This is a genomic window from Marinobacter sp. EhC06, assembly GCF_001650915.1.
Lineage (GTDB): Bacteria > Pseudomonadota > Gammaproteobacteria > Pseudomonadales > Oleiphilaceae > Marinobacter.
Window position 1 is genome coordinate 1,212,542 of the sequence record NZ_LXYO01000023.1, and the last position, 26,703, is coordinate 1,239,244.

Sequence of the window (26,703 nt, forward strand, 5' to 3'; positions counted from 1 at the left end):
CTTCGCGCAACATTCAGGCATTAAAAAACCCGCTGTGGCGCGGGTCTCAGAGGTGATCGGATTGTTCCGATTTAGAATTTGGTGGAGACGGCGGGAATTGAACCCGCGTCCGCCAGTACTCAGCCTTGAGGTCTACATGTTTAGCGTCTCTCTATTGATTTAAGTTCAAGCGACCCGAGAGCCAGGGTGCAAAAACCGAGTTCTTTAAATCTTAGCCGTTAACCAGTGAACTCTGGGTAACGGAGCATCCCGTAAGCGATGACGTCCTGAGATGTTGCTTCCGGGCTACGGGCGACCCGGTCAGGACGACTAGCAGCTTACGCTGCTAGTGCGTAGTTTTCGTCGTTTGCGACTATTGCGTTGCAGCTTTGGATTAACGAGATTGGCTGCCATCTCGACATGCACTCAAGGGTTCGCCACCAGCGTCGAAGCCATGTCGTCCCCTTACCTTCAGTATATGTGTCCGGTTTGCCGGACTTCAAGGTTTGTTTGTTGCAGTTTTGTGCTTACAGGGCTGTAGATGTACCTACAGCCCTAGCTGGCCTTGCGTTCAATGGCATCGTGCCGGCCTGCCAGAGCCGCGTGGCTCAGGGCCTCGAAGCTTTCCCGGAAGTAGCCCATCACGGCATCCGGGTCGGCGTGAATGGCCTTGTCCACGGTGATGCCGAATTGCACGGTGCCGGCGTAACTGAGGATGCTCATGCCGATTCCAATGGTGCCGCTCTGGGGCACCCAGAACATGGGCTGGGTCAACTTGCTGCCCGCCAGGTACAGTGGCTCTTTCGGGCCCGGCACGTTGGTCAGCACGGCGGAGGCCTTGTTGCTGAGCAGATCCAGCGCCCGCCGTTCAATAACATCGGGGCCCCGGCCGAAGATATCAAGCAGGCTGTAGGTAACCTGGGCCTGATAGGACTGCTTGAGGCGGTTCATATTCTCCTGCACCTGCCGGAAGCACATCAGAGGGTCCATGACTTCCACCGGCAGCGTGACCAGTACCAGGCCGAACTTGTTGCCGAGGGTTTCTATGGGCTGATCCAGCGGACGCAGGTTGAACGGCACGGCCACGCGAATTCCGCACTCGGGAATCGTCTCTTTATGGGCTGCAAAATGCCGCTGTAGGGCCCCGGTGACCGTGCAGAGCAGGGCATCGTTGATGGTGCCGCCCAGGGCCTTGGCACAGGCTTTCACTTCGGCAAGATCGAGAGGATCCGCCCAGGCCACCTGCTTGCGTCCGGATAGCGGTTCCTTCAATCCGGTTTTGGGCTCTACAGGGGCCAGACCAAGCTTGAGCAGATCGAAGGCTACGCCGCTGGCGGTGGAAGCCAGTTTCAGGGGGTAGTTGGGTTCGTCACGAACAGATTGAATGAACAGTCTCGCCTGATTGGTCGCCGTTTGCGCGCTGTCTACGGCGCGGTGCAGGAAGTTCTGGATTGCCGATCTCTGGCGGGGTTTGGAGCGACGCTTGCGAGCCACTTTGCCCAGCCTGGGTTCCGGCGTTCTATCGGTGAGTGACAGCATCACGCGCACCAGCGAAATGCCGTCGGCAATGCAATGGTGAATGCGGATCAGCAGAGCGCCACCGTCGCCGTAATTGTCGATGTAATGCATTTGCCAGAGGGGCTGCCGGAAATCCAGTGAGGTGCTGTTCATGTCACTGACCAGCTTCTGGAGTTCCGCCTTGTCGGCCTTGCCTGGAAGGGCGATGCGGTGCAGGTGATTGTCCAGGTCGAACAGGGGATCGTCCTGCCAGTAGGCGCGGTCTCCGGTGTCTATGACCCGTTGCCGGAACCGGTCGAAGCAGAGAAACCGCTCCTCAAGCGTGTGCCTGAGGCGGCTCATCGAAACCGGTTTTTCCAGCGTCCACACCCCACAGATCATCATGGGGTTCTGGGGCGAATCCATGCGCAGCCACGCGCGGTCTACGGCGGACATAGGTATCTGTTTGGGTGACATAAGCGGCTCCCTTTGCCCTGCACCGGAAATCCCGAGTATAGGCCTGTTGGAATTCTGAACAAAGAGAGTGAGTATGCGACATACCCGTCGACGCCGGCCATGGCCGGCGTCAGGTATTTGTTAATTCCTGGCGGGCAGTATCAAACGTTGGCTTCGCGCAGGATGCGCTGCTTCTGGCGGTTCCAGTCGCGCTCTTTCTCGGTGGCGCGCTTGTCGAACAGCTTCTTGCCTTTCACCAGGGCGATTTCGCACTTCACCTTGTTGTTTTTCCAGTACAGCGCCAGAGGGATGCAGGTGTAACCGGCCTGATTTACCTTGCCAACGATCTTGGCAATCTCCTTGGCGTGGAGCAGGAGCTTGCGCGTGCGCGTGGGGTCTGCGATCACGTGGGTGGACGCCGCAATCAGCGGGGTGATGTGAGAGCCGAGCAACCAGGCTTCGCCGTCCTTGAGCAGCACATAGGCATCCACCAGCTGGGCCTTGCCCGCACGGAGGGACTTCACTTCCCAGCCCAGCAGGGCGAGACCCGCTTCAAAGCGTTCCTCAATGTGGTACTCGTGCTTCGCCTTCTTATTCAGCGCAATGGTGTTGCTCGGCGTTCCGGGTTTTTTCTTGCTCATGAATCAATGAATCCGGGGTCGGACGAATGAACGGGCCGGCCTTGCTGTAGCCGGAAAAAGGCGCATTGTAGCCCAACAGTGCCAGACCGGTCACGAAATCAGCGTTGTGGCGGCTTCTGGTTCGTGCGCAGGGGGATCCTTCAGCTACAATACTGGCCCAGACCTTCTCCCCGACCTGCTCAGTGGCCTCAGGGACGCGAATGCCTACGCCGTATCAGACACATATCGGGTCCTTTACCCGAAAATCAACCTTCTTCTGGGCCGCGGTGGGCGCTACCGTGGGTCTTGCCAACCTGTGGCAGTTCCCTTATCTGGCCAGTCTGCATGGTGGTGGCCTGTTCATCCTGCTTTATCTTGCCTGCCTGCTGCTGGTCACCCTGCCGCTGATGGTGACCGAAGCGGCCATAGGTCGCTATTCCCGACACGGAATTGTCCTGGCCATGGACGGGCTGATCCGTAGTGCCAAGCAATCCCGCGCCTGGATGGCGGTTGGCCGGCTCAGCATACTGGCCGCCTTTCTGGTGCTCTCATTTACTGCAGTGTTCGGTGCTATCGCCCTGGCCTACGTGTTTTTCGGGGCGCTTGGCCGGTTTTCCGGTGCTGGCGAGTCCGAGGCAACCGGCATTCTGGCGGGCTTGGTGTCAGACCCCAGGGAATACCGGGTTTTCATGGGTTGGCATGTCTTTTTTCTGCTGCTGGTGTTGTGGGTCTCGGCCCAGGGTGTTGTGAAAGGGCTGGAGCGGGCCCTGCGGGTGGTGGTACCGGGCGCCCTGGTGCTGATGCTTGTGCTATTTGCCCTGGCCGCCTGGCACGGGCGGATCGATGGCGCCATTAACCATATTCTGGCGATGCATCCGGAGGATCTTTCCTGGGAGAGTCTGAAGGCGGCACTGTTCCATGCGTTCTTCACGCTCGGTCTAGGGATGGGCGTCTGGGCCATACTGGGTTCCTACACCACGCCCCACACCCGTCTGAAGCGCTCGATTCTGGCGGTGGTGCTGATGGATACCCTGGTTGCCATCCTCGCGGGCCTGATGATTTTCGCGATGGCGACCGACGGCAACAGCTTTGACGGTGAGCGGGGCTTCAGCCTGCTGTTCGTCTCCATGCCGGTAACACTGGCCCAGTTGCCGGCAAGCCAGTTTGTGATTGCGGCCGTATTTTTGTTGGTGGTGCTGATTGTCTGGACCACGTCGCTGAATCTGCTTGAGCCGATTGTTGGCTGGTTCCGGGAGTGGACCGGCGCGCCCAGAAGTCTGTCGGTGCTGCTCATTGGCCTGGCGGTATGGCTTGCGGGTCTCGCCTCTTTGTTGTCATTTAATGTATGGGCCGAACAGCGGGTTGGCGGCGCTACCCTGTTTCGCTGGCTAGAGCTGGTAACTGGCGGCCTGCTGATTCCTCTTGTGGCCATCCTGATCGCCCTGTTTACAGGCTGGTGCCTGACCAGGCATCTTTCCGGTACCATGCTGGGCGCTGCGCCAAGGCTGTTCGCTGGCATCTGGTTCTGGGTGATGCGCCTGGTCCTGCCCCTTGTTGTGGCCTGGATAGGGGTGCAATACACGACCTTTTCACTGGTAAACCTTTGCAGCAACGGCAATGCTGCGGCCTGGTGTGAGCAGCCTGCCGCCATGATTTCTGAGAATGGTGAGGCGCCACCGAAAGAACGGCCGTTTGCCACGACAGGCGCAGAATCCGATGAAGAAACGCCAGGGGGCGACGAGACAGCGCCTGCGGCGGACCAGAAATCGCAGGGGGAAGAGGGTGGCGATGGTAAGTCAGGCGAAAAAGCCCCAAAACAGGACGATATCCTTTATCATAGCGTGTGATTAAGGCTGTCTTCCTTCCCAGAAGTCTGCAATCTTTTCACAGCGTGTTTGCAAGCAGGACAACCGGTTCCAATGCCCCATCAGATTGATAAAACAGCTTTGGTTATGCACTCCGCCGAGCGCATGTTTCACCTGGTCAACGATATTGCCCGTTACCCGGAGTTTTTGCCCTGGTGTGCGGGCGCGGAGATTCACGAGCGGCAGCCGGAGCAGGTCACTGCGTCCCTGGAAATCGCCAAGGGTGGGGTGCGCCACAAGCTGACGACCCGCAATCAGTTGCTGATGCCGGAGGCGATTGAGATGAATCTGGTGGACGGTCCTTTCCGCAACCTGACGGGCCGCTGGCATTTCAAATCCCTGGACGAGAACGCCTGCAAGGTGATTCTGACCCTGGAGTTCGAGTTTTCCGGATCGCTTTCAAGGATGACCTTCGGGCCCGTTTTCAGCCAGGCTGCCAATACCATGGTGGATGCGTTCTGTCGCCGTGCCGATGAGCTTTACCGGAAGGAGGGTGCATAATGCAGGTGGAAGTGGCCTATGCCAGGCCTGACCGGCAGGAAATTGTGCCGGTGAACGTGCCGGAGGGAACCACGGCTCTGGAAGCTGCCAAGTTATCCGGAATCACCGATATTTTTCCGGAAATTGATCCCGACACCATTGATATGGGCGTGTTCGGAAAGGTCATCAAAGACCCGGCGGCGCACGAACTTCGCGAAGGCGACCGGGTGGAGCTGTATCGCCCGCTCAAGATCGATCCCAAGCAGGCGCGATTGAACCGGGCGAAAAAGAAAGACCAGGCTCAGTAGGCCGGGGTTTCTTCCAGTAGCTGGGCCTCGTAGTAGGCGTACTGGTCGTCTTCGTAGTAAACGATAATTCGTTGTTCCTGGATGTCCCCGCCCTCTCTCTGAAACGTATACACATAGTATTCGCGGGAGGGGTCAACCGGGTTGAGCATGAGGGGTGTTCCCATAACTGCGTGCACCTGGCTGCGAGGCATGCCTTCGGTCAGCTGCGTCAGCTCCTCATCGGTAACGATGTTTCCCTGCTGGACGTTGATTTTGTAGACGCCCGGAAAAACGCAACCGGATAGAACGAAAGTGAGAATGAGAGCTGTGAGCTTTTGCATCGCCGGGGGAAATCCTCTATCTTGAAATCGCCTGCCAGAGGCAGGTGTGACACGGGTTAACCGTTCAATGGCGGCTTCATCATACCGGAAGCCGTGAGGCACACCAAAGAGTGAATAGTAACATGTCATCCGAAAACGCCGAATTACGAAAAGTCGGTCTGAAAGTGACTCTGCCGCGAGTGAAGATCTTCAATATCCTGGAGACAGCGGAGGAGCATCATCTCAGTGCCGAAGATGTGTACAAGAAGCTTCTGGAGCAAGGCGATGACGTGGGGCTGGCAACAGTCTACCGGGTGCTGACCCAGTTTGAGGCGGCGGGGCTGGTCCTACGCCACAACTTTGAGGGCGGGCATGCCGTGTTCGAGATGGCTGGAGATGATCACCACGACCACATGGTCTGCACACAGACTGGTGAGGTAATCGAGTTCGTCGACGAGGTCATTGAAGAGCGCCAGAAGAAAATCGCCGAAGAGAATGGCTACGAAATCGTTGACCACAGCCTGATTCTGTACGTAAAGCCTATCAAGTCCTGAGTCTTGTTCAGTCAGTCTTATGAAAAAAAGGGGCGGGCTTTTGGCCCGCCCCAACAGCTCTCAGGATCGAGAGGGGTAGTGGAAAATTGCTCGCGGCTCAGTGATGGGTTGCCTGCCCCTTTGAAAACATCTCCCGGGCATGTGCGATCGTGTGTTCGGTCATGTCCACGCCTCCCAACATTCGCGCTACTTCACTGATTCTGCCCTGGTCATCCAGCGTCTCGATTTTCGAGAAGGTTGCATCCTGTTCGGTAAACTTGCTGACAAACAGGTGCTGGTGACATTGGGCTGCCACTTGCGGCAGGTGGGTCACGCAAAGTACCTGCCCGTTGCTGCCAAGGGTTCGAAGTAGCCGGCCAACCACTTCGGCCGTGCCACCGCCAATACCGACATCCACTTCGTCGAAGACCAGGGTGGGCGTGGTTGAGGTCTGGGCAACCACCACCTGAATCGCAAGACTGATCCGCGACAATTCACCGCCGGAGGCCACTTTGGCCAAGGGTCGAGCTGGCTGGCCCGGATTGGCGCTGACCAGGAATTCAATCTCTTCCAGCCCGTGGGGTGCCGGCTCCTCGCCGCTGTTCCGATTCAGATGGGTAATGAACTGCATGTTGGGCATGCTCAGCTGGGCAAGCTCGGCTGCGACCCGTTGGTCCAGCTCGGCAGCCGCCGTGGCTCGAGCCTCCGAAAGCTTGCCGGCCAGTTCATCGAAGCGTGCCCGCTGGCGTTCCAGCTCTGCTTCCAGTTGTTCCAGGCTGCCTTCGCCGCCGTCCAGTTCGGCCAGCTCGACGCTCAGGCGCTGATGCAATTCCGGTAATTCCTCGGGTGTGATCCGATGCTTGCGGGCCATCTGGTAAATGGCGCTCAGCCGCTCTTCCACTTCCGACAGACGTGCCGGGTCGGCCTCATAGTCTTCGACAAAGTGGCGCAGGTTGTCGCCGGCCTCGCTGATCTGGATCTGGGCTTCGTTCAGCATCTGGATGGTGTCAGCCAGTGCAGGCACATCCACAGGAAGCTGTTCCAGTTGTTGCAGTGCCTGGCGAACCAGATCAGCCGCGCTGGTTTCATCTTCCGTGCAAAGCAGGGCCGCCTGGTGGCTGTTGTGCAGAACTGTGTCTGCCTGGCTCAGTTGGGCCTGTTCCTGTTCCAGCTGTTCTTGCTCGCCGTCTTCCAGTGCCAGGCGGTCCAGTTCTTCCACCTGGTAACGCAGCAGTTGCAGCTTGGCCTCCGCTTCATCGGCATTCTGCCGGCGCTCGGTCAGCCGTTGGCGGATCTGGTTCCAGGTTTTCCAGGCTTCGCGGGTGTCGGCGGCCAGAGCCTCAACGCCGGCAAACTCGTCCACCAGCTTGCGGTGGGTTTCCTTGCGCAGCAGGGACTGATGTTGGTGCTGGCTGTGAATGTCCATCAGTAACCCGCCGAGTTCCTTCAAATGGTTCAGCGGGCAGGGTTGGCCATTGATGTAGGCGCGGGAGCGGCCATCTTTGCTGATTACCCGGCGCAGAATGCAGTCGTTCTCGTCATCCAGCTCATGCTCTGCCAGCCAGGTGCTGGCCTCGGGAATGTCAGATACGTCGAAGGTGGCTGTGATATCGGCGCGCTTGGCGCCATGACGAACCGCGCCGGCATCTGCGCGCCCCCCCATGGCCAGCCCGAGAGCGTCCAGCACGATGGATTTGCCGGCGCCGGTCTCGCCGGTGAGCGCTGTCATCCCCTTGCTGAATTGGAGTTCCACCCGTTCGGCGATGGCGTAATTGGAAACCGTAAGTTGAGTCAGCATGCAGATACCCTCCGCGTTCTTCCTGAGACCGGCAAAACACTGTTGATGTATACAGTGACTGTGAATATATACAGGTTTTTGCTGTTTGCAAACCTGTTGAGGGGATTTTCTTCAGGATTGCAGGCATTGGTGGTTGAAACCTGAAGAGCGGGCCCCATATCCGTTCGCAACGACATTTTCCGGCTCGCCGCGGCCGGAGCCCATGTTTAACCGGCCACTGACAGCGGGCCGCTTCAGAATAATCAGGAGTAGTCATGAGCACTGACGAGAACCGGAATGAGCACGAGGAACTGAACGAAGCCCTCGAGGCTGCCAAAGAGGAAGCCCAGTCTGCTGAAGCAGAGGCTGGCGAGGGTGAAGGCTCGGAAGTGGAGGCGCTCAAGGCCCAGGTTCAGGAGTTCCAGGAGCAGATGTTGCGCTCCCAGGCGGAGATGCAGAACGTTCGGCGCCGCGCCGAGATTGACGTGGAGAAAGCCCACAAGTTTGCCCTGGAAAAGTTCGTTAAGGAGCTGCTGCCGGTTGCAGACAGTCTTGAAAAGGCGGTTGAGAGCACCGAGGGTCACGAGGAATCAGGCGAGCTGGTTGCCTCCATTCGCGAAGGCGTGGAGATGACTCTGAGTCTGTTCATGTCCAGCCTGAAGAAATTCAATGTTGAGCAGATCAACCCTGTGGGCGAACCGTTCGATCCCCAGCATCATGAAGCCATGTCCATGGTGCCTGCGCCGGATGCCGAGCCGAACAGCGTGGTTGCCGTGGTTCAGAAAGGGTATCTGCTGAATGGTCGTGTTGTGCGGCCGGCCATGGTGGTGGTCGCCAAAGCGGAAGATGCACCAAAAATTGATGAGCAGGCTTGAAAAGCCGATTAAAGCGCCAATATAGCCAGTAAATAGCGACAGCGGAGGCAAATGCCCTCCGGGAAAGCATTCAGAAGAATCGGAGTGACTCAATGAGCAAAATTATCGGTATCGATCTGGGAACGACCAACTCCTGTGTTGCCATCATGGATGGCGATAAGGTGAAGGTTATTGAAAACGCCGAGGGTGATCGCACCACCCCGTCCATCATCGCCTACACAGACGATGGCGAGACCCTGGTTGGCCAGTCAGCCAAGCGCCAGGCTGTAACCAACCCGCACAACACCCTGTACGCCATCAAGCGTCTGATCGGTCGTCGTTTTGAAGACGACGTGGTTCAGAAAGACATCAAGATGGTGCCGTACAAAATCGCCAAGGCGGACAACGGTGACGCCTGGGTAGAAGTGAAGGGCGAGAAGATGGCGCCGCCGCAGGTGTCTGCAGAAGTTCTCAAGAAAATGAAGAAGACTGCAGAAGACTACCTGGGTGAGAAAGTGACCGAAGCGGTTATCACCGTGCCGGCTTACTTCAACGACAGCCAGCGTCAGGCTACCAAGGATGCAGGCAAGATTGCCGGTCTGGAAGTGAAGCGGATTATCAACGAGCCGACCGCGGCTGCCCTGGCTTATGGTCTGGACAAGAAGAGCGGCGACCGCACCGTGGCTGTATATGACCTGGGCGGTGGTACCTTTGACCTGTCCATCATCGAAATTGCCGATGTGGACGGTGAGCACCAGTTCGAGGTTCTGGCCACCAACGGTGACACCTTCCTCGGTGGTGAAGACTTTGACCTGAAGATCATCGAGTACCTGGCAGACCAGTTCAAGAAAGACAGCGGCATCGACCTGCGTGGCGACTCCCTGGCGATGCAGCGCCTGAAGGAAGCTGGCGAGAAGGCCAAGATTGAGCTTTCCAGCAGCCAGCAGACCGACGTTAACCTGCCGTACATCACTGCAGACGCGTCTGGTCCCAAGCACATGAATGTGAAGCTGACCCGCGCCAAGCTGGAGTCCCTGGTGGAAGACCTGGTCCAGCGCAGCCTTGAGCCCTGTAAGGTGGCTCTGGAAGACGCGGGCATGAAGGCTGGTGAAATCGACGAGGTTATCCTGGTTGGTGGTCAGACCCGTATGCCGCTGGTGCAGGAGAAGGTTAAAGAGTTCTTCGGCAAAGAAGCCCGCAAGGACGTTAACCCGGATGAAGCCGTGGCCATGGGTGCTGCGATTCAGGCGGCCGTTCTGTCTGGCGACGTGAAAGACGTATTGCTGCTGGACGTAACCCCGCTGACCCTGGGTATCGAAACCATGGGTGGCGTGGCAACTCCGCTGATCGATAAGAACACCACGATCCCGACCAAGAAGTCGCAGACCTTCTCTACAGCGGATGACAACCAGACTGCCGTGACCATTCACGTGGTCCAGGGTGAGCGCAAGCAGGCGAACCAGAACAAATCTCTGGGCCGTTTCGACCTGGCAGATATTCCGCCGGCGCCGCGCGGCGTTCCGCAGATCGAAGTAACCTTCGATATCGACGCCAACGGTATCCTGAACGTGTCCGCGAAGGACAAGGCTACCGGCAAGGAACAGTCCATCGTGATCAAGGCCTCTTCCGGTCTGAACGATGACGAAATCGAGAAGATGGTTCGCGATGCCGAAGCGAATGCTGAGGAAGATCGCAAGTTCGAAGAGCTTGTCCAGGTCCGCAACCAGGGTGATGCAATGGTTCATGCCGTTCGCAAGACCCTGAAGGATGCCGGTGATAAGGTCAGCGACAGCGAGAAGGAGTCTATCGAAGCTTCCATTAAAGAGCTGGAGGAGGCTCTGGAAGGTTCCGACAAGGAAGACATCGAGGCCAAGACTCAGAAGCTGACGGAAGTCTCTTCCGAGCTGGCCCAGAAGATGTATGCAGATCAGGCGGATCAGGCGCAGCAGGCCGGTGGGCAGGAAGAAGCCCAGGGCCAGCAGTCTGACGACGCCGTCGACGCTGAGTTCGAAGAAGTCAAAGACGACGACAAGCGATAAATCTGACGTACATCAGGCAGTTGGAAAACGCGGGGAGTTCCCCCGCGTTTTCCGCGTTTAAAAACAGGGTTTTAAAAGCATGGCCAAGCGCGATTATTACGAGATTCTCGGGATTTCCCGGGACGCGGACGAGAAGGAAATCAAGCGAGCGTACCGAAAGCTCGCAATGAAGTACCACCCCGACCGTAACCCGGACGACACCGAAGCCGAGAACAAGTTCAAAGAGGCCAGCGAAGCCTACGAAGTACTGGCAGAGCCGTCGAAGCGGGCTGCCTATGACCAGTTCGGTCATGCCGGCGTTGACGGCCAGGCTGGCGGTGGCGGATTCGGAGGCGGCGGTGCCAGCTTCTCCGATATCTTCGGCGATGTGTTCGGTGACATCTTTGGTGGCGGCGGCCGTGGCCGCAACACCCGTGGCGCCGACCTGCGCTATACCTTGGAGCTTGATCTGGAAGAGGCCGTGAAAGGCAAGACGGTCCAGATCAAGATTCCGGGGCATCGTGAATGTGAAGTCTGCGACGGCAGCGGTGCCGAGAAAGGCTCCCGCCCGGAAACCTGCGGTACCTGTAAGGGAATGGGGCAGGTGCGCATGCAGCAGGGCTTCTTTACCGTACAGCAGGCCTGTCCGACCTGTCGGGGCTCCGGCCAGATCATCAAGAACCCCTGCAAGGCCTGTCACGGCCAGGGCCGGGTTCAGGAAGAGAAAACACTGTCGGTTAAAGTGCCACCCGGCGTGGACACCGGCGACCGCATTCGTCTTTCCGGTGAAGGCGAGATGGGCGTTGATGGCGGCCCCCCAGGCGACCTGTATGTGCAGATCGCCGTACGCGAGCACTCCATCTTCACTCGCGATGGCCGCAACCTCTATTGCGAAGTTCCCATCAGCATTGTTGATGCCTCCCTCGGTGGAGAGCTCGAGGTGCCGACACTGGATGGCCGGGTGAAGCTGAAGATTCCACCGGAGACCCAGACCGGCAAGCTGTTCCGTCTGCGTAACAAGGGTGTCAGCCCGGTTCGTGGCGGTCCTGCTGGTGACTTGCTGTGCCGTGTGATCGTGGAAACGCCGGTGAATCTGACCAAGCGCCAGAAAGAGCTGCTGGAAGAGTTCCAGAAAACCCTGGATGGCAGCAACGGCACAGAGCATGGCCCGAAGAAGAGCTCCTGGTTTGAAGGTGTCAAAAGCTTCTTCGACGAAATGAAATTCTGATCGGCCCGACAAAAGGAACGCGAGCATGAGGGTAGCAATCATCGGCGCCGCCGGGCGCATGGGAAAAGTCCTGATCGAAGCCGTAGACGGTACCGAAGGCCTTGAACTGGGTGCCGCCGTTGTCGAGCCAGGCAGCAGCCTGATCGGTGCCGATGCGGGCGAAATGACCGGGATCGGCAAAACCGGCGTGAAAATGGCCGGCAGCCTGGCCGATGTGAAGGACGAATTCGATGTCCTCATCGACTTCACCTTCCCGGACCTGACCCTGGAGAACGCCGAGTTCTGCAAGGCTAACGGCAAAATGCTCGTGATCGGCACTACCGGCATGTCCGACGCCGAAAAGCAGCAACTGGCACTGGCCGCCGAATCCACGCCAGTGGTGTTCGCACCCAACATGAGCGTCGGCGTTAACGTTGTCCTCAACCTGCTGCGCACCGCCGCCGCAACCCTGGGTGACGACTACGACGTCGAAATCATCGAAGCCCATCACCGCCACAAGAAAGACGCGCCCTCCGGCACCGCCCTGCGCATGGGCGAAGTTGTCGCCGATGCCCTCGGTCGCGACCTGAAGGAGTGCGCCGTTTATGGCCGTGAAGGCTTCACCGGCGAGCGTACCCGCAAGGAAATCGGTTTTGAAACCATTCGCGCGGGTGACGTGGTCGGTGATCACACCGTGTTGTTCGCCACCGAGGGGGAGCGCATCGAAGTGACCCACAAGGCCAGCAGCCGGATGACCTTTGCCAAAGGTGCGATGCGGGCGGCGTTGTGGCTGGCGGATAAGCCTGCGGGGCTTTATGACATGCAGGATGTTCTGGATCTGAAGTGAAGTTTGTTTGTCGGATTACGAGGCTGGCGCCTCTAATCCGACCTACCTGCTTGAGGGCACTCTCCGAGGTGGGGGATTGGGATTTCTTTCCCGGGAATGTAGAGGGCCAGGGATGGCCCGAAACAAGCGCACACGGACGTGCTTGTAGCGGTTCCCGGGAAAGAAATCCCAAGCGCCCGCCGGTGTCTCGGTCCCAGTCGTGCAAAGACATTTCCCATGGACACAAACCTCCATATTTTTTACAATAAGGCGGTTTGACTGCACCAAGCGTACCTTTGCACCAAGTTTCTGAAAAAGCGGGACCGAGTTAAGACTCCGTCTCGCTTTTTTGCAACCTGAATTTGCGCTTGCGTTCCTGTTCGTGACGAACCGATACGCCACTCGATGAGGATACAAGCCTTGAGCACACCAGCAATCCTTGCACTCGCAGACGGAAGCCTGTTCTACGGCACAGCCATCGGCGCTGACGGAGAAACCAGCGGTGAAGTGGTGTTCAACACCGCCATGACCGGCTACCAGGAAATCCTGACCGACCCGTCCTATTCCCGCCAGATCGTTACCCTGACTTACCCGCACATCGGCAACACCGGTGTGAACGAAGAAGACATCGAGTCAGACCGCATCCAGGCTGCCGGCCTGATCATCCGCGATCTGCCTCTGCTGGCCAGTAGCTGGCGCAGCAAGGGAACTCTGGACGATTACCTGCGAAGCAACAACATTGTTGGTATCGCCGACATTGATACCCGCCGTCTCACCCGTATCCTCAGGGACAAAGGCTCCCAGAACGGTGCCATCGTTGCGGGTGAAAACGCCACCGCTGAGCGTGCGCTGGAACTGGCCAAAGCCTTCCCCGGCCTCAAGGGCATGGATCTGGCGAAAGAGGTTACCTCCGACAAGATCTGGTCCTGGAGTGAAACCGAGTGGACCCTGGGCGAGGGTTACGGTGAGCGTGAAGAGTCCCGATTCAAGGTGGTTGCCTGGGATTACGGCGTGAAGCTGAACATCCTGCGGATGCTCGCCTCCCGAGGCTGCGACATCACCGTGGTGCCGGCGCAGACTCCGGCCTCCGAGGTTCTGGCGATGAATCCGGACGGTGTGTTCCTGTCCAACGGCCCCGGGGACCCTGAGCCCTGTGATTACGCCATCACCGCTATCAAGGAAGTGCTGGAAACCGAGATCCCGGTGTTTGGTATTTGTTTGGGTCACCAGTTGCTGGCCCTGGCCAGCGGCGCCAAGACCATGAAGATGGGGCACGGCCACCACGGTGCCAACCATCCGGTGCAGGACATCGCCAGGGGCACGGTGATGATTACCAGCCAGAACCACGGGTTTGCCGTGGATGAGGCAACACTGCCGGCCAATGTGGAGGCGACTCACAAGTCCCTATTTGACGGGACCCTGCAGGGCATTCGCCGGACCGACAAGCCGGCCTACAGCTTCCAGGGCCACCCGGAAGCCAGCCCCGGTCCCCATGACGTGGCCCCGCTGTTTGACGAGTTTATCCGCCTGATGGAGGCGCGATCGGCCTGAGACCGATCGCCACGGAAAACTCACGGGCGCCGCGTGTTGCGCTGCCAGAATTCAAAAGTTGCTGACAGGTTTACCAAGACATGCCAAAACGTACCGACATCCAAAGCATCCTGATCCTGGGCGCCGGCCCCATTGTGATCGGGCAGGCGTGCGAGTTTGATTACTCCGGAGCCCAGGCCTGCAAGGCGCTGCGCGAAGAGGGTTACCGGGTTATTCTGGTTAACTCCAACCCGGCAACCATCATGACCGACCCGGTCATGGCCGATGCCACCTACATCGAGCCGATTACCTGGAAGACCGTCGAGAAGATCATCGAGAAAGAGCAGCCGGATGCGCTGTTGCCCACCATGGGCGGCCAGACTGCACTGAACTGCGCCCTGGACCTGGAGCGCCACGGCATCCTGGAAAAGCACGGCGTGGAAATGATCGGCGCCAACGCCGATACCATTGATAAAGCCGAAGACCGGGACCGCTTCGACAAGGCCATGAAGAAGATCGGCCTGGAATGCCCCCGGGCCACCATCGCCCACTCCATGGAAGAAGCCTGGAAAGTGGCTGACGACATCGGCTTCCCGTGCATCATCCGTCCGTCCTTCACCATGGGCGGCTCCGGCGGCGGCATTGCCTACAACCGCGACGAATTCGAAGAAATCTGTACCCGTGGCCTGGACCTGTCGCCGACCAACGAACTGCTGATCGACGAGTCCCTGATCGGCTGGAAAGAGTACGAGATGGAAGTTGTCCGGGACAAGAACGACAACTGCATCATTGTCTGTGCCATCGAGAACTTCGACGCCATGGGCGTGCACACCGGTGACTCCATCACCGTGGCACCGGCCCAGACCCTCACCGACAAGGAATACCAGATCATGCGGAACGCCTCCCTGGCGGTCCTGCGTGAGATCGGTGTGGAAACCGGCGGCTCCAACGTCCAGTTCGGCATTAATCCGGACACCGGGCGCATGGTGGTGATCGAAATGAACCCGCGGGTGTCCCGTTCCTCGGCGCTGGCGTCCAAGGCCACCGGTTTCCCGATTGCCAAGGTCGCTGCCAAGCTGGCGGTGGGCTACACCCTGGATGAGCTGCGCAACGAAATCACCGGCGGCGTGACCCCGGCCTCGTTCGAGCCGTCCATCGACTACGTGGTCACCAAGATCCCCCGGTTTACCTTCGAGAAGTTCCCACAGGCCGACGCCCGCCTGACCACCCAGATGAAATCCGTGGGTGAGGTCATGGCCATTGGCCGGACCTTCCAGGAATCCCTGCAGAAAGCCCTGCGCGGCCTGGAAGTGGGCTCCGAAGGCTTTGACGAGAAACTCGAAGACCTGGACTCCGAGAATTCCCGGGAAACCCTGACCCGCGAACTGAATGTGCCCGGTGCCGACCGCATCTGGTACATCGGCGACGCTTTCCGGGCTGGAATGACGGTGGAGGACCTGCACGAACATACCCACGTGGATCCCTGGTACCTGGTGCAGATCGAGGACCTGATCAGGGAAGAGCAGGCGCTGAAGAGTGCCGGCAAGGCCGACATTGACCAGGCGACCCTGTTCCGTCTTAAGCGCAAGGGCTTCTCCGATGCCCGTCTGGCCAAGCTGCTGGGCATCTCCGAGGTGAGCCTGCGCAAGCTGCGCCACGACCTGGGCATCCGCCCGGTCTACAAGCGCGTGGACACCTGTGCCGCGGAGTTTGCCTCCGATACCGCCTACATGTACTCCACCTACGAGGAAGAGTGCGAGTCGGACGCCAGCGACCGCGACAAGATCGTGGTGATCGGTGGTGGCCCCAACCGGATCGGCCAGGGCATCGAATTCGACTACTGCTGTGTGCACGCGGCCCTGGCCATGCGTGAAGACGGCTATGAAACCATTATGATCAACTGCAACCCGGAGACCGTGTCTACCGACTACGACACCTCCGACCGGTTGTACTTCGAGCCGATTACCCTGGAAGACGTGCTGGAAATCATCCATGTCGAGAAGCCCAAGGGCGTCATCGTCCAGTACGGCGGCCAGACCCCGCTGAAACTGGCCCGAGGCCTGGAAGCGGCCGGCGTGCCGATTATCGGCACCAGCCCGGACGCCATCGACCGCGCCGAGGACCGGGAACGGTTCCAGCAGATGATCACCCGCCTCGGCCTGAAGCAGCCGGAAAACGCCACCGTGCGCAGCCACGAGGAAGGCATCCTGGCAGCCCGTGAAATTGGCTACCCGCTGGTGGTTCGCCCGTCCTATGTACTGGGCGGTCGGGCCATGGAAATCGTCTATGACGAGGAAGAACTGGTTCGCTACATGCGCAACGCGGTGCTGGTCTCCAACGACAGCCCGGTGCTGCTGGACCACTTCCTGAATGCCGCCATTGAGGTGGACATCGATGCCATCTCCGACGGTAAGGATGTGGTGATTGGCGGCATCATGCAGCACATTGAGCAGGCCGGCGTGCACTCCGGTGATTCTGCCTGTTCGCTGCCGCCGTACACCCTGTCCCAGCAGGTTCAGGACGAAATGCGCGATGCCGTCAAGAAGATGGCCATCGAGCTGGATGTGATTGGCCTGATGAACGTGCAGCTGGCCTGGCAGGATGGCGAGATCTACGTGATCGAGGTTAACCCGCGAGCCTCCCGGACCGTGCCGTTCGTGTCCAAGGCCATTGGTGTGTCCCTGGCCAAGGTGGCCGCCCGGGTGATGGCTGGCAAGACCCTGAAAGAGCTGGAGTTCACCCAGGAAATCATCCCGCGCTACTACGCGGTGAAAGAGTCGGTGTTCCCGTTCAACAAGTTCCCGGCGGTGGATCCGATCCTGGGGCCGGAAATGAAGTCTACCGGTGAGGTCATGGGCCTGGGTGACAGCTTTGACGAGGCTTTTGCCAAAGCCGCATTGGCTATTGGCGAGCGTCTGCCGGCCAAGGGGACTGCGTTCATGTCGGTCCGGGATGTCGACAAGCCCGGCGCCGCGAAAGTGGCCCGTGATCTGGTTGAGGCCGGCTTCAAGCTTGTGGCCACCACCGGCACTGCCAAGGCCCTGAAAGAGGCCGGAATCGAGGTTGATCGGGTGAACAAGGTCCGTGAAGGCCGTCCGCATATTGTGGATGCCATCAAGAACGGTCAGGTTCAGCTGATCATCAATACCACCGAGGGTCGCAAGGCGATTTCCGACTCGGCCCAGATCCGTCAGTCGGCATTGCAGACCAAGGTAACCTATACAACAACCCTGGCGGGCGGCGAAGCCTTCTGTCGGGCCATCAAATTCGGCCCGGAGCGCACTGTACGCCGCCTCCAGGATCTTCACGCAGGAAAGTGAGACTATGGCTGACAGAGTACCGATGACAAAGGCGGGCGAGACCCGCCTCCGCGAGGAGCTTCAGAAGCTGAAGTCCGAAGACCGTCCACGGGTTATCGCGGCGATTGCCGACGCCCGTGAGCACGGCGACCTGAAAGAAAATGCCGAGTACCATGCTGCCCGCGAGCAGCAGAGCTTTATCGAAGGCCGGATCCAGGAAATCGAGGGCAAGCTTTCAGCTGCTCAGGTGATCGACGTAACCACCATGGAGAATACCGGCAAGGTGATTTTCGGTACCACGGTGCATTTGCTCAACATGGACACTGATGAGCAGGTGACCTACAAGATCGTTGGTGAGGATGAGGCGGATATCAAGGCAGGCAAGCTGTCGATTTCCTCTCCCATTGCCCGGGCCCTGGTCGGCAAGAGCGAGGGCGATGTGGTCGCGATTCGCGTGCCTTCCGGTACCGTGGAATATGAGATCGAGCAGGTCGAATACGTCTGATCCGATCTGCAGGTAACAAAAAGCCGGCTCGGGTTTCCCCAGCCGGCTTTTTTGTTCCTGCTGGCCCAGACGTCGGGTCAGTGCTTGTGGCGCAACAGATTGGAAAGCTTGGGGTTGGGCTTTTTGGCCCGACGCAGAATAACGGCGATCTTCCCGATGGTCTGAACCAGCTCAGCGCCAGAGGATTCGCACAGGGCAGTGATGGCTTCCTGTCTTGCCTCGCGGTCCTGGCTCGCCACCTTGATCTTGATCAGTTCGTGATCGTTCAGTGCGCGCTCCAGTTCTTCCTGGAGTCCCTCGGACAGGCCTTTGTCGCCAACGATGATAACGGGCTTGAGGTTGTGGGCAATGGCCCGGTATTCCCGGCGCTGTTCCGGTGAAAAACTCATGATGTAATCTCTTTATCGGTGCAATTAACAAAAGGTCAGCGGCGAAAGTGCTGACACGAACGTATAATCAGGAGATTGTAACAGATCGTTGTGCTGTAAAAATGGCCGTTAACACGTATCAACGCGGTTGCAGCACGCTGAAGGAACCAACCCGCGGGCGATGGGTCAAAACCTCCGAGGAAGTGGGCTGTATCCGGGGTTGCTGTTGTAATTTCAGATATGACGCCCAATATGAAGGTTAGGGCTGCTTTTCATCGAAAAGACTGTATGCCTCATGTGGCCGATACGGATGGGCCGTTTCTGGTGGACGGGCGTACAATTGGTGTAAGGTGTCAGAAAAGGGTGCTTTGCAAAAGGTATACCCTTCAATTCACAGGTGATGATCCTTGAACGATATGGCAAAAAATCTGGTTCTCTGGCTAATTATAGCCGCCGTGCTGCTGATGGTGTTTCAGAACTTTTCTCCCACCACCACCGGCCAACAAGTCAATTATTCCCAGTTTGTGGAGATGGTCCAGGAAGGCCAGGTCCGTCAGGTCACAATCGATGGGTTGCAGGTTCAGGGTACCCGTGGTGACGGCTCCCAGTTCCAGACAATCCGTCCTCAGGTGTCTGACAACAAGCTGATGGACGATCTTCTCGCGAACAACGTTGAGGTTATCGGTAAAGAGCCTGAGCGCCAGAGCCTGTGGACACAGCTGCTGGTGGCCGCGTTCCCGATACTGATCATCATCGCTCTGTTTGTGTTCTTCATGCGTCAGATGCAGGGCGGCGGTGGCGGCAAAGGCCCCATGTCGTTCGGCAAGAGCAAGGCTCGCCTGATGAGTGAAGACCAGATCAAGACCACTTTCGCGGATGTGGCCGGTGTTGATGAGGCCAAGGAAGACGTGAAAGAGCTGGTGGACTTCCTCCGGGATCCCAGCAAGTTCCAGCGTCTGGGTGGCAGCATTCCCAAGGGCGTTCTGATGGTCGGCCAGCCGGGTACCGGTAAGACCCTGCTCGCCAAAGCTATTGCTGGCGAAGCCAAGGTGCCGTTCTTCTCCATCTCCGGTTCCGACTTTGTCGAAATGTTCGTGGGCGTGGGTGCTTCCCGTGTTCGCGATATGTTCGAACAGGCCAAAAAACAGAGCCCGTGCATCATCTTTATTGACGAGATTGATGCTGTCGGTCGCCATCGTGGTGCCGGTATGGGTGGTGGCCACGACGAGCGTGAGCAGACTCTGAACCAGTTGCTGGTTGAGATGGACGGCTTCGAAGGTAATGAAGGCGTTATTGTGATCGCCGCGACCAACCGTCCGGACGTGCTCGATCCTGCGCTGTTGCGCCCGGGCCGTTTTGACCGCCAGGTTGTGGTTGGTCTGCCTGACATCATTGGTCGGGAGCAGATCCTGAAGGTGCACATGAAGAAAGTGCCCCTGGCTGACGGTGTTGAGCCGGTGCTGATTGCTCGCGGCACGCCCGGGTTCTCCGGTGCGGACCTCGCCAACCTGGTAAACGAGGCAGCTCTGTTCGCCGCCCGTCGTAACCAGCGTCTGGTGTCTATGGAAGAGTTTGAGCTCGCCAAAGACAAGATCATGATGGGCGCCGAGCGCAAGTCCATGGTCATGAGCGAGAAGGAAAAGCGGAACACGGCTTACCATGAGTCTGGCCACGCGATTGTTGGACGGCTGATGCCGGAACACGACCCGGTTTACAAGGTGAGCATTATCCCGCGCGGCCGCGCTCTGGGTGTCACCATGTTCCTCCCGGAAGAGGATAAGTACAGCCACAGCAAGCGCTTCCTGATCAGCTCGATCTGCAGCCTGTTTGGTGGCCGGATTGCCGAAGAGCTGACGCTTGGTTTTGACGGTGTCACCACCGGTGCTTCCAATGACATCGAGCGGGCGACCAGTCTGGCGCGGAACATGGTGACTCGCTGGGGTCTGTCCGAGAAGCTTGGGCCTCTGCAATACGATACCGACAGTGAAGAGCCGTTCCTTGGCCGTTCTGCGGGTCAGTCCCAGACGGTGTACTCGCCGGAAACTGCCCAGCGTATTGATGAGGAAGTCCGGAACATCATCGACAGCTGCTATGAGAAAGCCAAGCAGATTCTGATCGACAACCGGGACAAGCTCGACCTGATGGCCGAAGCATTGATGAAATACGAAACCATCGACCGCTACCAGATCGATGACATCATGGAAGGCCGCGAACCGCGCGAGCCCAAAGGTTGGGGTGGTAGTGGGCCTGCTGGAGGCGTCAAGGCCGACGAGCCTGAAGCTTCGCCGGAGCCGAAAGCGTCTGATGATGGTCGTCATCCCGGTGTTGGCCGACCGGCTGGAGAGCACTGACGGCTAACGACCTCAGGTCAGAAAATTAGTGTAGTTCCCTGCGCCGCCCGGATTCCGGGCGGCGTTTGTTTTTGTCATTGTGAACAAGGTTTGCCATGAAAATGAATTTTGCCGGGCGGGAACTGGATATGTCCCGCTGTCACGTTATGGGCGTTCTGAATGTAACACCGGATTCGTTTTCCGATGGCGGCCAATTTAACCGGCCGGATGCGGCTCTCGCCCGGGCAAGGCAGATGGTTGCCGACGGTGCCACCTTTATCGACATCGGTGGTGAATCTACGAGGCCGGGTGCGACACCGGTGTCGGTCCAGGAGGAGCTTGACCGGGTTTGCCCGGTGGTCGAGGCTGCCGCGCGCGAGCTCGATGCTGTGATTTCGGTAGACACCAGCGCGCCGGAGGTTATGGCGGAGACCGCAAAGCTTGGGGCTGGCCTCATTAATGATGTTCGGGCGCTGCAGCGTGACCGTGCACCTGAAGTGGCAGCACAAGCGGGCATCCCGGTTTGCATCATGCATATCCAGGGAGAGCCGGACACCATGCAGGATCGGCCGGAGTACCGGAATGTGCGCCGGGAAGTCAGTGCCTTCCTGGCGGAGCGCATTCGTGTTGCAGAGTTCGCCGGTATTCGCCCTGAAAACATTCTGCTGGATCCCGGCTTCGGGTTCGGGAAAAGCCTCGAGCATAACTTGCAGTTGTTGGCCTCCCTTGAGCAGATGCATATCCTGGGGCATCCCCTGCTGGTTGGCGTTTCCAGGAAGTCCATGCTGGGCCATATCACTGGCCGGGACGTGAATGAAAGGTTGCCTGCAAGCCTTGCGGCCGCGACAATAGCCGCCATGAAGGGTGTCAGCATTATTCGCGTGCACGATGTCAGGGAAACAGTAGACGCCGTCCGTGTGGTGGCGGCAGTGAAGGAGGCAGGTTAATGTCCGAGAGAAAGTACTTTGGTACGGACGGTATTCGCGGGCGCGTGGGCGAGTTCCCGATAACGCCGGAATTCATGCTCAAGCTGGGCTGGGCCGCCGGTCAGGCCTTCAAGCGGGATGGCCAGCGCAACAGCGTGCTGATTGGCAAGGATACCCGGCTTTCCGGTTACATGTTCGAATCCGCCCTGGAGGCGGGTCTGGCTGCGGCGGGCGTTGATGTAAAGCTGCTCGGCCCGATGCCGACGCCCGCGATCGCCTACCTGACCCGCACTTTTCGCGCCTCGGCGGGCATCGTGATCAGTGCTTCCCACAACCCGCATCACGATAACGGTATCAAGTTTTTCTCGGCGGCCGGCACCAAGCTGGACGATGCCCTGGAAGCAGAGATTGAGCGCTGGCTGGACAAGCCCATTGAAGTCTGTGGACCAACCGAGCTGGGCAAGGCCTCCCGCGTGGACGATGCCCCCGGCCGGTATGTGGAATTCTGCAAAAGCACCGTTCCCAACGAATTTGCCCTCGACGGCATGAATATTGTGCTGGATTGTGCCCATGGTGCGACCTATCACGTGGCGCCCAAGGTGTTTCGTGAGCTTGGCGCCAGGGTTTCTGTGATCGGCGCGGATCCCGATGGCCTGAACATCAACCTCAACGTTGGCTCAACTCACCTCGATGCTCTTAAAGCGGCGGTGAAGGAGAAGGGCGCAGATCTTGGCATTGCCTTCGACGGTGATGGTGACCGGGTGCTGATGGTAGATCGCGACGGCTCCGAAGTGGATGGCGACGAGCTTCTCTACGTCATCGCCTCCCAGCGCTTTGCGGAAGATCGCCTGAAGGGCGGTGTTGTCGGTACGCTGATGACCAATCTGGGCGTTGAGCTGGCGCTGAATGAAATCGGAATCGAATTCGAGCGTGCAAAAGTTGGCGACCGCTACGTCATGGAGCGTCTGCTCGCCAACAACTGGGTCCTGGGTGGCGAGGGCTCAGGGCACATGGTTATTCGCGACTGCACCAGTACCGGTGACGGCATTGTCTCGGCGCTGCAGGTCCTGCTTTCTGTCTGGAAATCCGGCAAAACGCTTTCCGACCTTCGCCGGGGTATGAGCAAGCTACCGCAGAAAATGATCAATGTTCGCGTAGAGCAGCGCTTTGATCCGTTCAGTCGTGACGATATCGTTGCTGCCGTTCGCAAAGCCGAAACGGAGCTGGGCAGCTCCGGGCGAATTCTGCTCAGGGCCTCCGGAACCGAGCCGCTGATCCGGGTGATGGCGGAAGGCCAGGACGCCACCGAGATTTTGCGAGTGGTCGAGGAACTGGCGAAAGTTGTGGAGAAATCCACCGCTTAATTTTGTGTTTTCAGGCGGTTGTCTGCGGGAAGGGAGTGCTGTATAGTTCGCCCTCCCTCACGTTCGGGAACTGTTATGCGTCGAAAGATCGTAGCCGGAAACTGGAAAATGAACGGGTCGAAAGACCTGGCACAGGCGCTGGTAAGCGATGTGCGATCCCAGGCGGCCTCTCTTGATAATGGCGTCGAGGTTGTTATTATTCCTCCCGCAATTTATGTCGGAGACGTAGTCGCTAACGCAGGTGAGAGCCTGTCGGTTGGCGTTCAGAACGTAGGGCAGTGGGCGTCCGGTGCCTACACTGGCGAGATTTCTGCGGAAATGGCGCTGGATCAGGGCTGTCAGTTTGCCCTGGCCGGGCACTCCGAGCGTCGCCAGCTCTTCGGTGAAAAAGACGATGTGGTTGCCAAAAAGGTCGAGCGGATCATTGCAGCCGGGCTTCACGCGGTGCTTTGTGTCGGTGAGACTCTGGAAGAGCGTGAGGCAGGTAAAGCCGAAGCGGTTGTCGCCTCCCAGGTAAGGGCAGGATTGGCGAAGATTGCAGAGGGCCAGTGGCAGCGTGTGATTGTTGCCTACGAGCCGGTCTGGGCAATCGGCACCGGTAAAACCGCAACGGCGCAGGATGCCCAGGCGATGCATGGGTCGATCCGGCAGGTGCTTTCAGAGATGGGCGCGCCGGCCAATGAGATATCCCTGCTTTACGGGGGCAGCGTAAAAGCGGATAATGCAGCCGCTCTTTTTGCCGAGCCGGATATTGACGGCGGTTTGATCGGCGGAGCGTCGCTCATAGCAGAAGATTTTGTAAGTATTTGCCGGAGTGTTCCGGCGGGTACCTGAATTTAAAGGTTCGCGAGAGTCGTTATGGATTGGGTAGAGACACTGGTAGTCGTTGTGCACGTGGTGATCGCGGTGGCGCTGGTGGGTCTGGTGCTGATCCAGCAGGGCAAAGGCGCAGATGCCGGCGCTGCCTTTGGTGGTGGTGCATCGCAGACTGTGTTTGGTAGTCAGGGTAGCGGCAGCTTTCTCACCCGCTTTACGACCCTGCTCGCAGTGGTATTTTTTGTAACAAGTTTCTCGCTGGCGATTTTTGCCAAGCAGCGTGCCGAAGTGGCAGGGGAAGCGGGTATTCCTGTTGTTCAGGAGTCCAGCAGTGCTGCCCCCGCTGATACCGCTGCTGACAATGGTGAAGCCGCAGCCAGCGAAACCGAGGGTGGGGAGTCTGATCTCCCTGAACTCGAGTAAGAATGTTGCCCGGGTGGTGAAACTGGTAGACACGCTATCTTGAGGGGGTAGTGGCGAAAGCCGTGCCGGTTCGAGTCCGGCCCCGGGCACCATAATAGAAGAAAAACGGCTTGGATTTCCCAGGCCGTTTTTTTTGGTCAGTCCTTGACCAGTCTGCCTGGCGTCTCTATACTCCGGCGGATATTGGGACCTGCCGCGTGCTGTTGGCGGGTTTCTGGCAGGCCAGGTGTCTGTCAGCAGGAAGCGGTACACCGGTTTGCTTCCTGCGAGTTCTTGCAACAAAAGGCCCCATTGTTCGGGGCTTTTTGATTAAGGGGCCTGGCGTAACGGGCCCTGGTGCATAAAAAGGGCTGATAAAACAGCCCTTTTTTTGTTTTTGGGGCCGGTAAATTGATAACGGAGAAGGCGCAACTTGTCAGCCAAGCTTAAGCAACTGGAAGACATTCTTCAGCCTGTAGTGGAAGGTTTGGGGTATGAGTTCTGGGGCATTGAATTCCGCTCACAGGGCCATCATTCCCTGTTACGGGTGTTTATTGACGATGCTGAAAACGGCATCGGCATCGACGACTGCGAAAAAGTCAGTCGTCAGATCAGCGGTGTGATGGATGTGGAAGATCCCATCCAGACCGAGTACACACTGGAGGTCTCATCCCCGGGGATGGATCGCCCGCTGTTTCGTCTTGAGCAATACGAGGCCTTTGTTGGTCACCAGGTTCAGATTCGTCTCCGGATGGCGTTTGAGGGTCGCCGGAAGTTTCAGGGGCTGATCAAAGGCGTGGAAGGTGATGATGTGGTTGTGGTCGTTGATGATCACGAGTATCTGCTGCCATTCGACAGCATTGAAAAAGCCCACATCGTGCCGGTATTTGAGTGAACGATTTGAATGAAGTCCGTGGACGCACAGTTGATTTTAAGGGCAGGGCAATCCAATGAGTAAAGAGATCTTGCTGGTGGTTGAATCCGTCTCGAACGAGAAAGGTGTCGAGAAGGATGTCATTTTTGAGGCGATCGAACTGGCACTGGCCACCGCTGCCAAAAAACGCTTTGAAGACGAAGAGGCGGATATCCGGGTATCAATCGACCGGAAAACCGGCGAATACGAAACCTTCCGCCGTTGGTTGGTGGTGGATAATGACGCCGTTCCTGCGCTGGGCACCGAGCTCACCCTGCAGGAAGCGGAGGAAATCGACTCGGCCCTGAAGCCTGGCGACATCCACGAGGAAAAAATCGAATCCGAGGCCTTTGGCCGGATTGGTGCCCAGGCGGCCAAGCAGATTATCTTCCAGAAAGTGCGCGAAGCCGAGCGCATGAAGATTGTCGACAGCTACCGCGACCGCGTTGGTGAGCTGGTTTCCGGTACCGTCAAGAAAGTGACTCGGGACAATGTCATTGTTGATCTGGGTGCCAATGCCGAGGCCCTGCTGCCACGTGAATTCCTGATCCCCCGCGAGACCTTCCGCATGGGTGACCGGGTGCGTTCGCTGTTGCTGGAGATCCGTACCGATCACCGCGGCCCGCAGTTGATCCTCAGCCGTACGTCGCCGCAGATGCTGATCGAGCTGTTCCGCATCGAGGTGCCGGAGATTGCTGAAGATCTGATCGAGATCCGTGGCGCTGCCCGTGATCCCGGCTCCCGGGCCAAGATTGCGGTGAAAACCAACGATCGCCGTATTGACCCCGTTGGCGCCTGTGTTGGCATGCGTGGCTCCCGGGTTCAGGCCGTGTCCAATGAGCTGGGCGGTGAGCGTGTTGATATCGTGCTGTGGGACGACAACCCGGCCCAGCTGGTGATCAATGCCATGGCGCCTGCAGAAGTGGCGTCCATCGTTATGGATGAAGACCGGCACACCATGGAAGTGGCTGTGGCGGAAGATAACCTGGCACAGGCAATCGGCCGCAACGGCCAGAACGTTCGCCTGGCCACGGATCTGACAGGCTGGACCCTGAACGTGATGACCGAGGAAGAAGCCGGTGAGCGTCAGGAGCAGGAATACAGCCGGCTTGTCGAGCATTTCACTGGCAATCTGGACGTTGATGAAGAATTTGCCGGTGTGCTGATTGAGGAAGGGTTTACCTCCATCGAAGAGGTGGCCTATGTGCCAATGGAAGAGATGCTGGCGATCGAAGGCTTTGACGAAGAAACTGTCACCGAGCTGCGCCGTCGTGCCAAGGACGTCCTGCTGAACCAGGCCCTGGCAAGCGAGGAAGCGCTCGAGGGTGCTGAGCCGGCAGAGGATCTTCTGGGCATGGACGGCATGGACCGTAGCCTGGCCTTCAAGTTGGCCGGCATGGGTGTGCGCACCATGGAAGATCTGGCAGAGCAGTCGGTTGGCGACCTGCTCGAGATTGAAGGTATGGATGAAGAGCGTGCTGGTCAGCTTATCATGACTGCACGTGCCCCCTGGTTTGAAGACCAGGCTTAA

At 58.4% G+C, this 26,703-nt stretch carries 23 protein-coding genes, 1 tRNA gene and 1 other RNA gene; 19 read left to right on the plus strand and 6 right to left on the minus strand.

The genetic code is table 11. The features are described from left to right. Nucleotides 1-79 precede the first annotated feature (79 nt). The 3 genes from ssrA to smpB form a co-directional block, all read right to left on the minus strand. Nucleotides 80-444, minus strand: a transfer-messenger RNA (tmRNA) gene (ssrA, locus tag A8B84_RS15385). A gap of 90 nt (nt 445-534) precedes the next feature. Beyond that, entirely contained in the window at nt 535-1,953 is a 1,419-nt protein-coding gene (locus tag A8B84_RS15390) for a WS/DGAT/MGAT family O-acyltransferase (RefSeq protein ID WP_064229983.1), read from the minus strand. A 140-nt stretch (nt 1,954-2,093) separates the two neighbouring features. Beyond that, the gene (gene smpB, locus A8B84_RS15395; protein WP_064229984.1) at nt 2,094-2,573 is read right to left on the minus strand and encodes an SsrA-binding protein SmpB; all 480 of its coding nucleotides are present in this window, start codon (nt 2,571-2,573) and stop codon (nt 2,094-2,096) included. 200 nt (nt 2,574-2,773) lie between these two features. Here smpB and A8B84_RS15400 point away from each other — a divergent pair, with 200 nt between their 5' ends. From A8B84_RS15400 to A8B84_RS15410, 3 genes are all read left to right on the plus strand, one after another. Further along, the gene (locus A8B84_RS15400) at nt 2,774-4,399 is read left to right on the plus strand and encodes a sodium-dependent transporter (protein ID WP_064229985.1); all 1,626 of its coding nucleotides are present in this window, start codon (nt 2,774-2,776) and stop codon (nt 4,397-4,399) included. Between the two features lie 72 nt (nt 4,400-4,471). Beyond that, entirely contained in the window at nt 4,472-4,918 is a 447-nt protein-coding gene (locus A8B84_RS15405; protein ID WP_064229986.1) for a type II toxin-antitoxin system RatA family toxin, read from the plus strand. After that, entirely contained in the window at nt 4,918-5,205 is a 288-nt protein-coding gene (locus A8B84_RS15410) for an RnfH family protein (protein ID WP_064229987.1), read from the plus strand. The genes A8B84_RS15405 and A8B84_RS15410 overlap by 1 nt, the downstream gene beginning before the upstream one ends. Here A8B84_RS15410 and A8B84_RS15415 read toward each other — a convergent pair. Continuing rightward, complete coding sequence (locus A8B84_RS15415) at nt 5,199-5,525, minus strand: outer membrane protein assembly factor BamE (RefSeq protein WP_064229988.1); 327 nt, start codon at nt 5,523-5,525, stop codon at nt 5,199-5,201. The genes A8B84_RS15410 and A8B84_RS15415 overlap by 7 nt on opposite strands. A gap of 122 nt (nt 5,526-5,647) precedes the next feature. Between A8B84_RS15415 and fur the strand changes: the two genes are divergently transcribed. Beyond that, the gene (fur, locus tag A8B84_RS15420) at nt 5,648-6,058 is read left to right on the plus strand and encodes a ferric iron uptake transcriptional regulator (protein ID WP_064229989.1); all 411 of its coding nucleotides are present in this window, start codon (nt 5,648-5,650) and stop codon (nt 6,056-6,058) included. 97 nt (nt 6,059-6,155) lie between these two features. On the opposite strand, the gene recN is transcribed toward fur, so the two are convergent. Further along, nucleotides 6,156-7,835: a DNA repair protein RecN gene (recN, locus tag A8B84_RS15425; protein WP_064229990.1), complete on the minus strand. Its 1,680-nt coding sequence runs from the start codon at nt 7,833-7,835 to the stop codon at nt 6,156-6,158. 254 nt (nt 7,836-8,089) lie between these two features. Here recN and grpE point away from each other — a divergent pair, with 254 nt between their 5' ends. The 7 genes from grpE to greA all read left to right on the plus strand — a co-directional run bounded on the left by grpE (nt 8,090) and on the right by greA (nt 18,053). Beyond that, nucleotides 8,090-8,689 (plus strand): nucleotide exchange factor GrpE, encoded by a 600-nt coding sequence (gene grpE / locus A8B84_RS15430; RefSeq protein WP_064229991.1) that lies wholly within the window; start codon nt 8,090-8,092, stop codon nt 8,687-8,689. Nucleotides 8,690-8,781: 92 nt separating this feature from the next. Continuing rightward, complete coding sequence (dnaK, locus tag A8B84_RS15435) at nt 8,782-10,707, plus strand: molecular chaperone DnaK (protein WP_064229992.1); 1,926 nt, start codon at nt 8,782-8,784, stop codon at nt 10,705-10,707. Between the two features lie 79 nt (nt 10,708-10,786). Next, nucleotides 10,787-11,914 carry a molecular chaperone DnaJ gene (gene dnaJ, locus A8B84_RS15440; RefSeq protein WP_064229993.1) on the plus strand — a complete coding sequence of 376 codons (1,128 nt, stop codon included), beginning with the start codon at nt 10,787-10,789 and terminating at the stop codon, nt 11,912-11,914. Between the two features lie 25 nt (nt 11,915-11,939). Next, nucleotides 11,940-12,740: a 4-hydroxy-tetrahydrodipicolinate reductase gene (gene dapB, locus A8B84_RS15445; RefSeq protein ID WP_064229994.1), complete on the plus strand. Its 801-nt coding sequence runs from the start codon at nt 11,940-11,942 to the stop codon at nt 12,738-12,740. 399 nt (nt 12,741-13,139) lie between these two features. Then, entirely contained in the window at nt 13,140-14,270 is a 1,131-nt protein-coding gene (gene carA / locus A8B84_RS15450) for a glutamine-hydrolyzing carbamoyl-phosphate synthase small subunit (RefSeq protein WP_227512853.1), read from the plus strand. An 80-nt stretch (nt 14,271-14,350) separates the two neighbouring features. After that, nucleotides 14,351-17,569, plus strand: coding sequence for a carbamoyl-phosphate synthase large subunit (carB, locus tag A8B84_RS15455; RefSeq protein WP_064229996.1), 3,219 nt, complete (start codon nt 14,351-14,353; stop codon nt 17,567-17,569). 4 nt (nt 17,570-17,573) lie between these two features. Further along, entirely contained in the window at nt 17,574-18,053 is a 480-nt protein-coding gene (greA, locus tag A8B84_RS15460; RefSeq protein WP_082905172.1) for a transcription elongation factor GreA, read from the plus strand. Between the two features lie 77 nt (nt 18,054-18,130). On the opposite strand, the gene yhbY is transcribed toward greA, so the two are convergent. Then, nucleotides 18,131-18,442 (minus strand): ribosome assembly RNA-binding protein YhbY, encoded by a 312-nt coding sequence (yhbY, locus tag A8B84_RS15465; RefSeq protein ID WP_064229997.1) that lies wholly within the window; start codon nt 18,440-18,442, stop codon nt 18,131-18,133. A 386-nt stretch (nt 18,443-18,828) separates the two neighbouring features. On the opposite strand from yhbY, the gene ftsH reads away from it, so the two are divergent. From ftsH to nusA, 8 genes are all read left to right on the plus strand, one after another. Further along, nucleotides 18,829-20,772: an ATP-dependent zinc metalloprotease FtsH gene (gene ftsH / locus A8B84_RS15470; protein WP_064229998.1), complete on the plus strand. Its 1,944-nt coding sequence runs from the start codon at nt 18,829-18,831 to the stop codon at nt 20,770-20,772. A 95-nt stretch (nt 20,773-20,867) separates the two neighbouring features. After that, nucleotides 20,868-21,698 carry a dihydropteroate synthase gene (gene folP / locus A8B84_RS15475; RefSeq protein WP_064229999.1) on the plus strand — a complete coding sequence of 277 codons (831 nt, stop codon included), beginning with the start codon at nt 20,868-20,870 and terminating at the stop codon, nt 21,696-21,698. Next, a complete protein-coding gene (gene glmM, locus A8B84_RS15480) occupies nt 21,698-23,041 on the plus strand; it encodes a phosphoglucosamine mutase (RefSeq protein WP_064230000.1) in 1,344 nt (447 codons plus the stop codon). Before folP ends, glmM begins: the two co-directional genes overlap by 1 nt. A 75-nt stretch (nt 23,042-23,116) precedes the next feature. Then, on the plus strand, nt 23,117-23,875 hold the full coding sequence (tpiA, locus tag A8B84_RS15485) for a triose-phosphate isomerase (protein ID WP_082905173.1): 759 nt from the start codon (nt 23,117-23,119) through the stop codon (nt 23,873-23,875). Between the two features lie 24 nt (nt 23,876-23,899). Next, a complete protein-coding gene (gene secG, locus A8B84_RS15490; RefSeq protein ID WP_064230002.1) occupies nt 23,900-24,280 on the plus strand; it encodes a preprotein translocase subunit SecG in 381 nt (126 codons plus the stop codon). 7 nt (nt 24,281-24,287) lie between these two features. Continuing rightward, nucleotides 24,288-24,372 (plus strand) — tRNA-Leu (locus A8B84_RS15495). A 320-nt stretch (nt 24,373-24,692) separates the two neighbouring features. Continuing rightward, nucleotides 24,693-25,154 carry a ribosome maturation factor RimP gene (gene rimP, locus A8B84_RS15500; protein ID WP_064230003.1) on the plus strand — a complete coding sequence of 154 codons (462 nt, stop codon included), beginning with the start codon at nt 24,693-24,695 and terminating at the stop codon, nt 25,152-25,154. 55 nt (nt 25,155-25,209) lie between these two features. Continuing rightward, nucleotides 25,210-26,703: a transcription termination factor NusA gene (gene nusA / locus A8B84_RS15505; protein WP_064230004.1), complete on the plus strand. Its 1,494-nt coding sequence runs from the start codon at nt 25,210-25,212 to the stop codon at nt 26,701-26,703.

What these genes read in the sequence shown, in the direction of transcription:
- A8B84_RS15390 (WP_064229983.1), bottom strand. Translation starts at nt 1,953, where the DNA reads ATGTCACCCAAACAGATACCTATGTCCGCCGTAGACCGCGCGTGGCTG.
- smpB (WP_064229984.1), bottom strand. Translation starts at nt 2,573, where the DNA reads ATGAGCAAGAAAAAACCCGGAACGCCGAGCAACACCATTGCGCTGAAT.
- A8B84_RS15400 (WP_064229985.1), top strand. Translation starts at nt 2,774, where the DNA reads ATGCCTACGCCGTATCAGACACATATCGGGTCCTTTACCCGAAAATCA.
- A8B84_RS15405 (WP_064229986.1), top strand. Translation starts at nt 4,472, where the DNA reads ATGCCCCATCAGATTGATAAAACAGCTTTGGTTATGCACTCCGCCGAG.
- A8B84_RS15410 (WP_064229987.1), top strand. Translation starts at nt 4,918, where the DNA reads ATGCAGGTGGAAGTGGCCTATGCCAGGCCTGACCGGCAGGAAATTGTG.
- A8B84_RS15415 (WP_064229988.1), bottom strand. Translation starts at nt 5,525, where the DNA reads ATGCAAAAGCTCACAGCTCTCATTCTCACTTTCGTTCTATCCGGTTGC.
- fur (WP_064229989.1), top strand. Translation starts at nt 5,648, where the DNA reads ATGTCATCCGAAAACGCCGAATTACGAAAAGTCGGTCTGAAAGTGACT.
- recN (WP_064229990.1), bottom strand. Translation starts at nt 7,835, where the DNA reads ATGCTGACTCAACTTACGGTTTCCAATTACGCCATCGCCGAACGGGTG.
- grpE (WP_064229991.1), top strand. Translation starts at nt 8,090, where the DNA reads ATGAGCACTGACGAGAACCGGAATGAGCACGAGGAACTGAACGAAGCC.
- dnaK (WP_064229992.1), top strand. Translation starts at nt 8,782, where the DNA reads ATGAGCAAAATTATCGGTATCGATCTGGGAACGACCAACTCCTGTGTT.
- dnaJ (WP_064229993.1), top strand. Translation starts at nt 10,787, where the DNA reads ATGGCCAAGCGCGATTATTACGAGATTCTCGGGATTTCCCGGGACGCG.
- dapB (WP_064229994.1), top strand. Translation starts at nt 11,940, where the DNA reads ATGAGGGTAGCAATCATCGGCGCCGCCGGGCGCATGGGAAAAGTCCTG.
- carB (WP_064229996.1), top strand. Translation starts at nt 14,351, where the DNA reads ATGCCAAAACGTACCGACATCCAAAGCATCCTGATCCTGGGCGCCGGC.
- greA (WP_082905172.1), top strand. Translation starts at nt 17,574, where the DNA reads ATGGCTGACAGAGTACCGATGACAAAGGCGGGCGAGACCCGCCTCCGC.
- yhbY (WP_064229997.1), bottom strand. Translation starts at nt 18,442, where the DNA reads ATGAGTTTTTCACCGGAACAGCGCCGGGAATACCGGGCCATTGCCCAC.
- folP (WP_064229999.1), top strand. Translation starts at nt 20,868, where the DNA reads ATGAAAATGAATTTTGCCGGGCGGGAACTGGATATGTCCCGCTGTCAC.
- glmM (WP_064230000.1), top strand. Translation starts at nt 21,698, where the DNA reads ATGTCCGAGAGAAAGTACTTTGGTACGGACGGTATTCGCGGGCGCGTG.
- tpiA (WP_082905173.1), top strand. Translation starts at nt 23,117, where the DNA reads ATGCGTCGAAAGATCGTAGCCGGAAACTGGAAAATGAACGGGTCGAAA.
- secG (WP_064230002.1), top strand. Translation starts at nt 23,900, where the DNA reads ATGGATTGGGTAGAGACACTGGTAGTCGTTGTGCACGTGGTGATCGCG.
- nusA (WP_064230004.1), top strand. Translation starts at nt 25,210, where the DNA reads ATGAGTAAAGAGATCTTGCTGGTGGTTGAATCCGTCTCGAACGAGAAA.